Genomic DNA, 12,202 nt, shown 5'->3' on the forward strand with positions numbered 1-12,202 from the left:
GGCCTCGTCATAAAATTACTAAGCAAAAAGAACACAACTTTATGAAGTTTCAATTGCGAAGTTACAGCTACCTAAAAATCCACGCAAAATAATAGGTTCCTGGTTCCTGAACAAATTACTTTAGCGTTACCACAACCATTCCATCATAACTATTTGCCCCATATTCCTTAAGTTTTTCCTTATCCTTATAAACATCCACCTTCTTAATTGTTTCAGGGTCGATGGCTTCTACTTGAGCTTTCGAAACCTTTTCGTCGTTAACTAGATATAGAACATTTTGAGAATCTATCGCCGAAACGGCCTCTTTTTTTAACTCATTTTCATTTCCAGATTTCACTTTTTCAACCTTAATTTCCGATTGCGTATCGACAGGTTTTTCTTCGGTGGTTTTATTGTTACATGCAACCAATGTTGCTGCTAATAATAAGATTGGCATTAAACTTTTCATCTTTTTTTAATATTTAGTTAGATTAATTTTATTAATTCAGTCGGTACTTTACCTGCTCTTCTTGAAGTCGGTTTAATAATTCGTTTGAAATAGTAATCTTGGTTTTTCGACTAGGCATACTTAATTTTACCTTATTCTCTACTTCATAGATGGTAAAGTGCAGTTGCTTTTCTCCTTTGTGTTCGGTGAACAAATCTTTCAACATATCGATCTTGCCAGCTTCTAAATCTTCGATAGGCATCTGTATGGTTAATTTACGCGCTTGAGAATCCATAACATCGTGTAATAACTGCATGCTATTGTATTGCAGTCTCGGATCCCCTTTTTTACCGGTGTCACGATTGGTCCATCCCTCTTTCACAAAAACTCTTCCGTAAATAAACGAGTTAGGCACTAGAAAATGTCGAAGTTTTAAATACTCCTCTCCGAAGATTTTAAATTCATAACTGTCTTCGTAGTCTTCTACCGTAAAAATTGCCCATCCTTTTCCGGCTTTAGATTCGCGGTGTTGCACATCGCTTACAATTCCACCAAAACACAATTCCCTGTTTACATATTTCTCCAATTCATTAAAATCGGCCACTTTACAATTGGTAAAGCTCTTCATTTCAATTTTAAAATCGTCCAGTGGATGCCCAGAAATATAAACCCCTACTACCTCTTTTTCAAGCTTCAATTTTTGCATGGTACCCCACGATTCACATGGCGGTACTTCGGGCTCAGGAATTTGTACTTCACTCGCATCTCCAAACAAACTTACTTGACTGCTATTTTGCGTATCTTGATATTTACTTGCATACTTTAAAACTTTTTCTAAAAACATCACACCATCACCATCGTCGTGTAGGTATTGCGCACGATGCGTATCGAAACTATCGAATCCTCCTGCTAATGCTAAATTTTCAAAAGCTTTTTTATTGGCTGCTCTTAGATCGATACGTTTTGAAAGATCGAAAATAGATTTGTATTTTCCATCTTTTCGATGCTCGACAATCGTTGCTACAGCATTGCCTCCCACCCCTTTAATGGCACCCATTCCAAAACGAACAGCCCCACGATCGTTTACTGTAAATTTATAGAACGATTCATTTACATCAGGTCCTAAAACTTCCATTCCCATGCGTTTACATTCTTCCATAAAGAACGTAACCTGTTTAATGTCGCTCATGTTATTACTTAGTACCGCTGCCATATATTCTGCCGGGTAATGTGCTTTTAAATAGGCGGTTTGATAGGCAATCCAAGCATAACAAGTAGAGTGAGATTTGTTAAAGGCATAACTTGCAAAGGCTTCCCAATCTTTCCAGATCTTTTCTAATTTTTCAGGGTCATGTCCTTTTTCCGCAGCTTGCTCAATAAATTGGGGTTTCATTTTATCGAGTACTGCTTTTTGTTTTTTACCCATAGCTTTCCGAAGTACATCGGCTTCACCTTTTGTAAATCCGGCCAAACTTTGGGACAATAACATTACCTGCTCTTGATATACTGTAATTCCGTAAGTTTCTTTAAGATACTCTTCCATCGCAGGAAGGTCATACTCGATTGTTTCTTCACCGTTCTTTCGACGGATAAAACTTGGTATATATTCTAACGGACCTGGACGATACAATGCATTCATCGCAATAAGATCGGCAAATACTGTTGGCTTCAACTCCTTCATATACTTCTGCATTCCGGCAGATTCGTACTGAAAGATCCCAACTGTTTCTCCTCGCTGGAACAGTTCGTAGGTTTTCTCATCATCCAACGGAAAATTATCTGGATCGAGATCGATATCGTGCTTGTGTTTTACCAGTTTTACAGTGTCTTTGATAAGGGTAAGTGTTTTTAACCCTAAAAAGTCCATTTTTAATAATCCAGCACTTTCTACTACCGAGTTATCAAATTGGGTCACATACAAGTCACTATCTTTGGCTGTGGCGACTGGCACAAAATTGGTAATATCACTTGGCGTAATAATAACCCCACAGGCATGTATCCCAGTGTTTCGAACCGAGCCTTCTAAAATTTTTGCCTGATTTATAGTCTGTGCTTCCAGATCGGACCCTTCAGATAAGTTTAAAAGTTCATTTACTTTTGGTAGTTCATCGCTTCTAAATTTTTTCCGAAGTTCTTGATCGGTCATTCCGAAGATCTTATTCAACTTCGTCATGTTCGGAATTAACTTCGAAATACGATCTGCATCATTTAAAGGCAGATCGAGTACACGAGCTGTATCTCGAATGGAAGATTTCGCAGCCATGGTTCCGTAGGTGATAATTTGCGCTACTTGATTGGCTCCATATTTTTCAATTACATAATCCATGACACGACTTCGACCTTCATCATCAAAATCGATATCAATATCGGGCATACTTACACGATCGGGATTTAAGAAACGCTCAAAAAGCAAATCGTACTTAATGGGATCGATGTTGGTAATCCATAAACAATAGGCTACTACACTTCCGGCAGCAGAACCCCTTCCAGGCCCAACCGAAACATCCATTTTTCGCGCTTCACGAATAAAATCTTCAGTAATTAGAAAATACCCTGGATACCCCGTTTTTTCAATTACATCAAGTTCAAAATTAATCCGTTCTTCTGTTTCCGAAGTAAGATCCCCGTATCGTTTTTTAGCTCCTTGAAATGTGAGATATTTTAAATAAGCATTCTCTCCTCGATTTCCGCCATCTTCAGCATCTTTAGGGTCTTCAAATTCGCTCGGAATCGAAAACTTTGGAAGCAATACGTCGCGCTGTAAACTAAAGGGTTCGATCTTGTCAACCACCTCAGCGATATTCTCGATCGCTTCTGGAAGATCTTTAAATAAAGCTTTCATTTCTTCCTGCTTCTTGAAGTAATAGGCGTCGTTCGGCAATCCATAACGGTATCCGCGCCCTCTTCCTATTGGCGTCGCTTGTTTTTCACCATCTTTAACACATAGCAAAATATCGTGTGCATTGGCATCTTCTTGATGAATGTAATAAGTATTGTTACAAGCTACGAGTTTTACATCGTGCTTCTTTGCAAGATCGATTAATACGGGATTTACACGTCGCTCGTCTTCCTGTTCGTGACGCATAATCTCTACGTAAAGATCGTCACCAAACTGGTCTTTCCACCACAACAAAGCTTCTTCTGCTTGATTTTCACCAATGTTTAAAATCTTACTTGGCACTTCTCCGTACAAACTTCCAGTTAATACAATAATATCGTCTTTGTATTTCTCGATCACCTTCCGATCAATACGCGGTACGTAATAAAATCCTTCTGTATAGGCGATCGAGGACATTTTTGCCAGGTTATGATATCCTTTTTTATTTTTTGCCAATAAGACAATTTGATATCCGTTGTCTTTATGGGATTTGTTGAGATGGTCTTCACACACAAAGAATTCGCACCCCACAATTGCTTTCAGCGATTTATGTTTGTCTTCTTCGGAAAGCGAATCGTTGTAATTGTTAACAGAGCGTGTAAAATGAAATGCGCCCATCATGTTTCCCGTATCGGTAAGCGCTACTGCTGGCATTCCATCTTTAATAGCAGCATTTACAAGATCTTGTGTGCTAGAGGTAGATTGTAATATTGAAAATTGAGAATGATTGTGTAAATGCGCAAAGGTAGTCTCCTGAAGCGTTTCGAGATTTTCTTTAATTTCTTCGGAAGAAAGGTCGTCTGTTTCAGTTTGAGCGTCAAGTTGCCTTCGAATTTTTTCTGAAGCTTTTTGCAGATTGATATGCTTTAACCCAATAAGCTGTATTTCCTTTGGATTTTCTTCTGAAAAATTCTCAAAATAATCTGGCTGAACGTCTAATTCTTCTGAAGTAAAAATACGTCGACGAACTAATTCTAAAAAGCACCGCGTTGTAGCTTCTACATCGGCAGTTGCATTGTGTGCTTCTGCAAATGGCTCGTTGAAAAGAAATTCGTGTAATTCTGTAAGAGTTGGAAGTTTAAACTTTCCATAGCGACCCCCAGGCAATTGGCATAATTGCGCAGTGGTTTCGGTACAGGTATCTAATATGGCGGCATTCTCAAGCTTATTTTCAATTCCAAGGCGATGGTATTCTGCCCCCATGATGTTAAGATCGAACCCTACATTTTGACCCACAACAAATTTAGCTTTCGATAACGAGGCATTAAATTTTGCAATCATTTCCTCCAAAGTAATTCCTTCCTGTTGAGCCAACTCGGTAGAAATACCATGGATTTTTTCTGCGTCGAACGGAATGTTAAACCCTTCTGGTTTTATTAAGTAGTCTTGATGTTCGATTACATTCCCCATGGCATCATGCACCTGCCAAGCTATCTGTATACAACGAGGCCAATTGTCGGTGTCGGTAACCGGAGCATCCCAGCGTTTTGGCAATCCAGTGGTTTCGGTGTCGAAAATTAAATACATATGCAAATGTGGAGTTAAGGATTTGGAAGGAAGAAACATTGAAAACCACCCAAATAAACATGATTAATGAGTGCGATCCTTCCGAAGTAAAAATAAAAAAAATAGCACGAAAACTCGTCTTAAAGTTTTGAAGAGTTGTTCACAACACGGCATAAAAAAAGACCGAATACATCGGTCTTTCTGTCTGTCTTTTTTCTAAAAAATTATTTGTTTTCCCACGCCTCTAAAGATCTTGCATCTGCTAGAGCTTTTTGTACCGACTGCACTTGATTTTTTATTAGGTTTTGTGTAGTAGGAGCTAAGGTTGCATCAGAAAGTATTTCATTATATTCCTCTACAGCTGCCTCTTCTCCTCGAACTACTTCTTCGAGCATAGCTTTATCATCATTTGCCGAAAATGTATCCTTAACACTCATCCACGCACGGTGTAAATCTCCTTTTAGACTGGTTCCTTTGTCTACATCACCTCCAGTACTTTTAATTTCGTTTTTTAAAGCATGACCAAAATCATACCTGTTTTGAGCTTGATTGGTAAAATATCCTTTTAGCTCAGGGTTCTTAGTGAGATCGGCCGCTTTTTTATACCCCTTTTCCGCATCGTAATTTTTAGTAATTAGTTCGTTTAATTGTCCGTTTAATTTTTCTAAGTTATTCATAGCTTTTAATTTTAGTTAATTGTTTACTCTTTTTCTTATCCTAAAGATACAGAAGCTTACCCTAGCCAAAACAATAATTAACCTTGGCTTAACGGCGTTTAACAAAGTTTAACTCAAAAGGAGCTTTGAGGTTACACCAAAAATAAAACGCATAAAAAAGACCGAACATACATTCGGTCTTCACTTTATATAGCAACTTCCATTTATGAGACAATTGCTTCAAAATTTCTTGCGTTCTCAAGCGCTTTTTCAACACTTATACGTTGTTGGTTAAGAATCGCTTTTGTTGTTGGAGGCAACGTAACATCGTTAACAATCTCAGTATATTCGTCAAGTGCATTTTTTTCACCTTTCTTAACTTCTTTTAGTATTGCTTCTTCATCATTAGAAGTGAATGTAGATTTAATATCCATCCAAGTCCGATGCATATCTCCTGTTACACTAGTTCCTTTTTCTGGGACTTCTCCATAATTTCTAATTTCAGTCTTTAATTCATGACCAAAATCGTATCTCCGTTGTGCTTGATCTGTAAAAAATTGCTTTAACTTAGAATTAGTCACGATGTCTGCAGCTTTTTTATAGCCTTTTTCAGCATCGTAATTTTTAGTTAGGAGATCATTTAAATTTTTCGACATTTTATCAGTATACTTCATCATCAATATTTTAATAATGCAACCATTTTTTTTTGATAAATCCAAATAAAGATCGTTGCTTAACTTTAATTCGACATACCTTAATATACTAACAACAAAGGGGTTTCGCAACCTTTTAACGTAAGCTTGTGAGGATTTAACAGCGTTTAACTGTTTGAAATAAATTGAATTAACTACTTAGGAAGAAAAATATTAATACGAGACATTAAATTGCCCTAAAGATATGGTGTGAGAATCGGTATTAAATGAAAATGCTCCGCTAATTCGCCTCATGGCAGGATCATGATTCGTAATATTTAAATTGCCAGAAACGGCAGTTTCAGATTCATTGTTTAAAGAGTATTTAAAAATAAAATCTGTTCGAGGTAACGAATAACTACCTGCTTCCACTTCTACAGGTAATCGAATTGAAAGAAGTTTGTTTGGTGTGCTTCCCTTAATGATAATACTGTTTTCTTCACGAGAAGCTGAAATAGTAAAAGGGTTAAAATTATCGCCATTAATACGCGCTAAAAGAGTTCCTGCAACTTGATCCACATCTTCTGCAAAATACGGAACTTCAAAAAAAGCTCCTCTTTGAACTACTAATGTATCTATGCCATTCTGGATTGCTCTAAATTTGAACGTTCCTGTGAGTGTTTTTCCAACTTCATCCCAATTAGAAATAACGATCTCTCCTAGACCATTAGGACTCGTACTAAAAGTATTTCCATTAAAATCCTCGAAAGAAGCATAATTAACTGAGTTTTCACCAAGTTCATACACCGCTGGATTTCCCCTTTGAATACGCAATGTTAAAAGTTCCCTTTGAGTCACGCCTTGAATTAAAAAGCTACCGTCCGTATTTTCTGTAGCTCGCGCATCAATTGCTCGATATAATTCAGAATTTAAGATCCCTTGAAGTGCAGGGTCATTTCTCTCTACATTTTCACAACCTGAAAGAACAGGTACAATCAACAATAGGGCGTAAATAAATCTCATAGCGGTTAACTTTTCAAAGCACTTGACAAATGTAAAAGAAAAACTTTAATCTCTTGAATCCCAATTAAAAAATATACTATCTTTGCCGTCCGTTAAATCGGAACTAATAATTATAACCGAGGTCGCGTACCTCAAAAATTAATTGTATGCCTGTAAAAATCAGATTACAAAGACACGGTAAAAAAGGAAAACCTTTTTACTGGATCGTAGCAGCAGATGCTCGCTCAAAGAGAGATGGTAAATACCTAGACAAATTAGGAATTTACAATCCGAATGTAAACCCTGCACAAATCGAACTAGATATCGATGGTGCTGTAAAGTGGCTTCAAAATGGAGCACAACCAACCGATACTGCTCGTGCTATCCTTTCTTATAAAGGAGCAATGATGAAAAATCATTTAGCTGGTGGTGTTCGTAAAGGTGCTTTTACTGAAGAACAAGCTGAAGAAAAATTCAATGCTTGGGTTGAAGAAAAAGGAAAAACTGTTGAGGCTAAGAAATCGAAAGTTTCTGAAGCTAAAGACAAATTAAAAGCAGAAGCTCTTGTTGCTGAAAAAGCAGTGAACGAAAAGCGTGCTGCTGAAGCGGAAGCTGCCAATGCTCCTGAAGTAGTTGAAGAAGCTACAGAAGAAACAGCAGAAGCAACTGAAACTGAAACAGCTGCTGAAACTGAAGCATCTCCTATCGAGGAAGCTGCTGCAGAAGCAAAAGCTGAAGACAAAAAAGACTAAATTCGCAACAACGATGCAAAAGGAAGATTGTTTCTACTTAGGCAAAGTTGTCAAAAAATATAGTTTTAAAGGAGAGTTGCTTGTCAAACTTGACACCGACGAACCTGAATTATTTACTAAAATGGAATCGGTTTTTGTGGAACTACACAAAACACTGATTCCATTTTTTATTATACAAAGCTCATTACACAAATCACTACTTCTTCGCGTAAAATTTGAAGATGTAAATTCCGAAGAAGATGCAGATGCTCTTTTAGGCAAAGAATTGTTTCTTCCGTTAAGCTTTCTTCCACCACTCACCGGAACTAAATTTTATTATCACGAAGTTATCGGATTTAAAGTTGAAGATGAAACCTATGGTGATGCTGGTATTATTAAGGGTGTAAACGATGCTACGGCACAACACTTGTTTATTATCGAAAAAGACGGTAAAGAAATTCTTATTCCTATCAACGATCATTTTATTAAACAAGTGGATCGTAAAAATAAAGTCATGCATCTCGATGTCCCAGAAGGTCTTATAGATATCTACCTTTAAATATCTAAATTCGTGTTGCTGTTTTAAAGAATTACCTTCTCTTCTAGTATCTAAATTATCTTTCTGTGTCCAAACCCTTTCAGTTTAAAGAATTCACCATACATCAAGAGCGATGTGCAATGAAAGTAGGAACCGATGGTGTTCTCTTAGGCGCATGGGTTTCTTTAGAACACAACCCCCAATCAATTTTCGACATTGGTGCTGGAACCGGATTGATTGCATTACAACTGGCACAAAGAAGTGCTGCTGAAACAATAGATGCCATTGAGATCGATACTGATGCCTATGAGCAATGTGTTGAAAATTTCGAGGGCTCACCTTGGGCCGATCGATTGTTTTGCTATCATGCTTCCCTTCAAGAATTTGTGATAGAGATGGAAGACGAGTCGTACGATCTCATTATTTCTAATCCGCCGTTTTATACAGACGATTATAAGACTGAAGACGCTGCTCGCGATGCGGCACGTTTCACAGACACGCTCCCTTTCGAACATCTTATTGGTGCTGTGCATCAATTACTTTCAAAAGATGGTGTTTTTGCTACTATTCTTCCCATAAAAGAGAAAGCCCACTTTATTTCATTAGCTTCAGAAGCGGGTTTATTTCCAAAACGGATTTGTAATGTAAAGGGAAGTAGTACTTCCGAAGAAAAAAGAGTATTGCTAGAATTTTCCTTTACCGAAACAACTCCCAAACTTGAAACGCTGACTCTAGAATTGGCACGACACGAATACACCGAGGACTATCTTAATTTAGTACGTGATTTTTATTTGAAACTGTAGGTCGTTCGGGTTGCGATTTTTACATTTGTATTCCTAAAATATTCCGAATATGAAACCCGACCTTTTTGAAGCTCCTGATTATTATCAATTGGACGATCTGTTAACAGACGAACATAAATTAGTGCGTGATGCTGCCCGCGAATGGGTGAAGCGTGATGTCTCTCCTATTATCGAAGAATACGCTCAAAAAGCAGAATTCCCAGAACAAATAATTAAAGGACTTGCTGATATTGGTGCTTTTGGACCCTATATCCCAGAAGAATACGGTGGTGCAGGACTAGACCAGATCGCTTACGGTTTGATCATGCAAGAGATCGAGCGTGGCGACAGCGGGGTTCGTAGTACGGCTTCTGTACAATCTTCGTTAGTGATGTACCCAATTTGGAAATATGGCGACGAAGCACAACGCAAAAAGTTTCTTCCAAAACTTGCCAGTGGTGAGTGGATGGGATCGTTTGGATTAACAGAGCCAGATCATGGTTCGAATCCAGCAGGTATGACGACCAACTTTAAAGATATGGGAGACCACTATCTATTAAATGGTGCAAAAATGTGGATCTCTAACGCTCCTTTTTGTCAAGTAGCGGTTGTGTGGGCTAAAAATGAAGAAGGCCGTATTCACGGATTAATTGTTGAACGTGGAATGGAAGGTTTTTCAACTCCAGAAACACACAATAAATGGTCATTACGTGCGTCTGCTACAGGAGAACTTATTTTCGATAATGTAAAAGTGCCAAAAGAGAACTTGCTTCCAAACAAATCTGGATTGGGTGCACCTCTTGGCTGTCTTGATTCTGCTCGTTTCGGAATTGCATGGGGCGCTATTGGGGCTGCGATGGACTGCTATGATACAGCATTGCGCTATTCGAAAGAGAGAAATCAATTCGGAAAGCCAATTGGTGGATTCCAGTTGCAACAAAAGAAACTTGCCGAAATGATTACAGAGATCACCAAAGCACAATTACTCGCTTGGAGACTAGGAGTACTTCGTAATGAAGGGAAAGCAACTTCTGCCCAAATCTCAATGGCAAAGCGTAATAATGTAGATATGGCAATTAATATAGCTAGAGAAGCGCGCCAAATGCTCGGCGGAATGGGAATCACTGGCGAATACAGCATCATGCGCCACATGATGAATTTGGAAAGTGTAATTACCTACGAAGGTACACACGATATTCATTTACTTATAACCGGATTAGACGTTACAGGCTTAAATGCCTTTAAATAAAAGCGACTCATATTAAACTTTTCCTAAAGGCTTTATCTACCAAGATGAAGCCTTTATTTTTGCATAAAAATACTTTTATGATCGCTCAAATAAATAAGCGGGTTTCTGGCTATCGAACAACACTCCTCAACCATCCACTCTATTCTGAAATAAAAACGCCTCAGCAATTACAGGTATTTATGGAATATCACGTGTTTGCAGTCTGGGATTTTATGTCGTTGTTAAAAGCGCTTCAGAGCGGGCTCACTTGCACTACACTTCCTTGGAAACCTGTTGGAAATCCTGAAACTCGGTATTTAATAAACGAAATCGTGCTGGCAGAAGAAACAGATATTAATCGGAAAGGAGAACGTCAAAGCCATTTTGAAATGTATCTCGACGCCATGAAGAAAGCAAATGCCAACACAAAACCCATTCATGATCTACTTACAGATTTAGATGCTTCTGAAAACATTATAAAAACATTAAAAAAACAAAAACTTCCAAAAGCAATCGTGGAGTTTTTAACCTTTACATTTCAAACCATTACTGAAGGAAAGCTCCACTGCATTGCAGCTGCATTTACCTTTGGAAGAGAAGATCTTATTCCGCAGATGTTTACTTCTATTATTACTAAGATCCAACAGAACTTTCCGAAGGAAGATCTAACCGATTTTAAATATTACTTCGATCGGCATATCGAATTAGACGAGGATGAACACGGCCCTATGGCGCTTCAAATGATTGAGAATCTCTGCGGAAATGATGCAAAAAAATGGCACGAAGTAGAAAAAACAGTGGTTGCTTCACTTCAAGCTAGAGAAGTATTATGGGAAGGTATACTTTCAGAAATATTAGATCCTGAATTTGCGTAACACCTTCGTCATATCGTATCTTTAAAAAAAGAAATGGTATGTCATCACAAACAAGGATTAGCAAAGCCTATGAAACGGCCCGCCGCATTTCCTTTAATGATTCTTCAAAATTTGTCATCTTTAGTGATTGCCATCGCGGAGATAACAGCTTCGCAGACGATTTTGCCAACAATCGGAACGTGTATTACCATGCACTTAAAAATTATTACCTCAACGGGTTTACCTATTGCGAATTAGGGGATGGAGATGAATTGTGGGAGAATATCGATTTTAAATCTATTTTTGAAGCGCATCAAAACGTGTATGATCTGTTGCGTTTGTTCTATGCGGAAAACCGACTGCATCGATTGGTTGGTAATCATGACATGGTTTATCGAAATGAGCGGTATGTTGAAAAAAACCTGTATTCCTATTTCAACAAAGTAACTGGAAAAGAAGAACCATTATTCCCAAACATTTCGTTTCCAGAAGGCTTAATACTAGAACACGAAGACACAAAGCAAGAAGTTTTTATGCTTCATGGTCATCAAGCGGACTGGATGAATTACCGCGGATGGAAATTTAACCGGTTTATGGTACGTGCAATCTGGCGGCAATTACAGATTGTTGGTATTGGGGACCCTACGAGTCCTGCGAAAAATTACAAAGAACTTATTAAAGTTGAACGACGTACCAAAAAATGGATCATCGATCACAAAAACATTTTTACCATTACGGGACATACTCACCGACCCCGTTTCCCTGAACCTGGGGACATCCCGTATTTTAATGACGGAAGCTGTGTACACCCTAGAAGTATCACGGGTCTCGAAATTGAGAACGGTGAAATAAGTCTTATAAAATGGCACATTGCCACTACCGAAGATGGTACCCTAAAAGTAATTCGAATTCTGCTCGAAGGACCACAGCGCATTTTCGATTATAAAACCGATTAGCGTAATTTTACG

Annotated in this window: 11 protein-coding genes; 6 read left to right on the forward strand and 5 right to left on the reverse strand. The window is 38.1% G+C overall.

Annotation, left to right across the window (positions count from 1 at the left end):
- Positions 1 to 115: 115 nt before the first annotated feature.
- From ULVI_RS04180 to ULVI_RS04200, 5 genes are all read right to left on the reverse strand, one after another.
- A complete protein-coding gene (locus tag ULVI_RS04180; RefSeq protein WP_068590059.1) occupies positions 116 to 448 on the reverse strand; it encodes a hypothetical protein in 333 nt (110 codons plus the stop codon).
- 31 nt (positions 449 to 479) lie between these two features.
- Positions 480 to 4,832, reverse strand: a complete 4,353-nt coding sequence (dnaE, locus tag ULVI_RS04185) for a DNA polymerase III subunit alpha (RefSeq protein WP_068590061.1) — start codon at positions 4,830 to 4,832, stop codon at positions 480 to 482.
- Positions 4,833 to 5,035: 203 nt separating this feature from the next.
- The gene (locus ULVI_RS04190; protein WP_068590064.1) at positions 5,036 to 5,488 is read right to left on the reverse strand and encodes a ferritin-like domain-containing protein; all 453 of its coding nucleotides are present in this window, start codon (positions 5,486 to 5,488) and stop codon (positions 5,036 to 5,038) included.
- A 203-nt stretch (positions 5,489 to 5,691) separates the two neighbouring features.
- Positions 5,692 to 6,144 (reverse strand): ferritin-like domain-containing protein, encoded by a 453-nt coding sequence (locus tag ULVI_RS04195; RefSeq protein ID WP_317039821.1) that lies wholly within the window; start codon positions 6,142 to 6,144, stop codon positions 5,692 to 5,694.
- A 189-nt stretch (positions 6,145 to 6,333) separates the two neighbouring features.
- The gene (locus tag ULVI_RS04200) at positions 6,334 to 7,122 is read right to left on the reverse strand and encodes a DUF6252 family protein (RefSeq protein ID WP_068590068.1); all 789 of its coding nucleotides are present in this window, start codon (positions 7,120 to 7,122) and stop codon (positions 6,334 to 6,336) included.
- Between the two features lie 146 nt (positions 7,123 to 7,268).
- Between ULVI_RS04200 and ULVI_RS04205 the strand changes: the two genes are divergently transcribed.
- The 6 genes from ULVI_RS04205 to ULVI_RS04230 all read left to right on the forward strand — a co-directional run bounded on the left by ULVI_RS04205 (position 7,269) and on the right by ULVI_RS04230 (position 12,190).
- Entirely contained in the window at positions 7,269 to 7,853 is a 585-nt protein-coding gene (locus tag ULVI_RS04205; protein ID WP_068590069.1) for a 30S ribosomal protein S16, read from the forward strand.
- A gap of 13 nt (positions 7,854 to 7,866) precedes the next feature.
- Positions 7,867 to 8,391, forward strand: coding sequence for a ribosome maturation factor RimM (gene rimM, locus ULVI_RS04210; RefSeq protein ID WP_068590071.1), 525 nt, complete (start codon positions 7,867 to 7,869; stop codon positions 8,389 to 8,391).
- 65 nt (positions 8,392 to 8,456) lie between these two features.
- A complete protein-coding gene (locus ULVI_RS04215) occupies positions 8,457 to 9,173 on the forward strand; it encodes a tRNA1(Val) (adenine(37)-N6)-methyltransferase (RefSeq protein WP_068590073.1) in 717 nt (238 codons plus the stop codon).
- 49 nt (positions 9,174 to 9,222) lie between these two features.
- Positions 9,223 to 10,401 carry an acyl-CoA dehydrogenase family protein gene (locus ULVI_RS04220; protein ID WP_068590075.1) on the forward strand — a complete coding sequence of 393 codons (1,179 nt, stop codon included), beginning with the start codon at positions 9,223 to 9,225 and terminating at the stop codon, positions 10,399 to 10,401.
- A 77-nt stretch (positions 10,402 to 10,478) separates the two neighbouring features.
- A complete protein-coding gene (locus ULVI_RS04225) occupies positions 10,479 to 11,255 on the forward strand; it encodes a DUF3050 domain-containing protein (RefSeq protein WP_068591374.1) in 777 nt (258 codons plus the stop codon).
- A gap of 38 nt (positions 11,256 to 11,293) precedes the next feature.
- Positions 11,294 to 12,190 carry a metallophosphoesterase family protein gene (locus ULVI_RS04230; RefSeq protein ID WP_068590078.1) on the forward strand — a complete coding sequence of 299 codons (897 nt, stop codon included), beginning with the start codon at positions 11,294 to 11,296 and terminating at the stop codon, positions 12,188 to 12,190.
- The last annotated feature ends 12 nt before the right edge of the window (positions 12,191 to 12,202 follow it).

This window comes from Cochleicola gelatinilyticus, assembly GCF_001637325.1.
GTDB lineage: Bacteria > Bacteroidota > Bacteroidia > Flavobacteriales > Flavobacteriaceae > Cochleicola > Cochleicola gelatinilyticus.

What these genes read in the sequence shown, in the direction of transcription:
- ULVI_RS04180 (WP_068590059.1), bottom strand. Translation starts at nt 448, where the DNA reads ATGAAAAGTTTAATGCCAATCTTATTATTAGCAGCAACATTGGTTGCA.
- dnaE (WP_068590061.1), bottom strand. Translation starts at nt 4,832, where the DNA reads ATGTATTTAATTTTCGACACCGAAACCACTGGATTGCCAAAACGCTGG.
- ULVI_RS04190 (WP_068590064.1), bottom strand. Translation starts at nt 5,488, where the DNA reads ATGAATAACTTAGAAAAATTAAACGGACAATTAAACGAACTAATTACT.
- ULVI_RS04195 (WP_317039821.1), bottom strand. Translation starts at nt 6,144, where the DNA reads ATGATGAAGTATACTGATAAAATGTCGAAAAATTTAAATGATCTCCTA.
- ULVI_RS04200 (WP_068590068.1), bottom strand. Translation starts at nt 7,122, where the DNA reads ATGAGATTTATTTACGCCCTATTGTTGATTGTACCTGTTCTTTCAGGT.
- ULVI_RS04205 (WP_068590069.1), top strand. Translation starts at nt 7,269, where the DNA reads ATGCCTGTAAAAATCAGATTACAAAGACACGGTAAAAAAGGAAAACCT.
- rimM (WP_068590071.1), top strand. Translation starts at nt 7,867, where the DNA reads ATGCAAAAGGAAGATTGTTTCTACTTAGGCAAAGTTGTCAAAAAATAT.
- ULVI_RS04220 (WP_068590075.1), top strand. Translation starts at nt 9,223, where the DNA reads ATGAAACCCGACCTTTTTGAAGCTCCTGATTATTATCAATTGGACGAT.
- ULVI_RS04225 (WP_068591374.1), top strand. Translation starts at nt 10,479, where the DNA reads ATGATCGCTCAAATAAATAAGCGGGTTTCTGGCTATCGAACAACACTC.
- ULVI_RS04230 (WP_068590078.1), top strand. Translation starts at nt 11,294, where the DNA reads ATGTCATCACAAACAAGGATTAGCAAAGCCTATGAAACGGCCCGCCGC.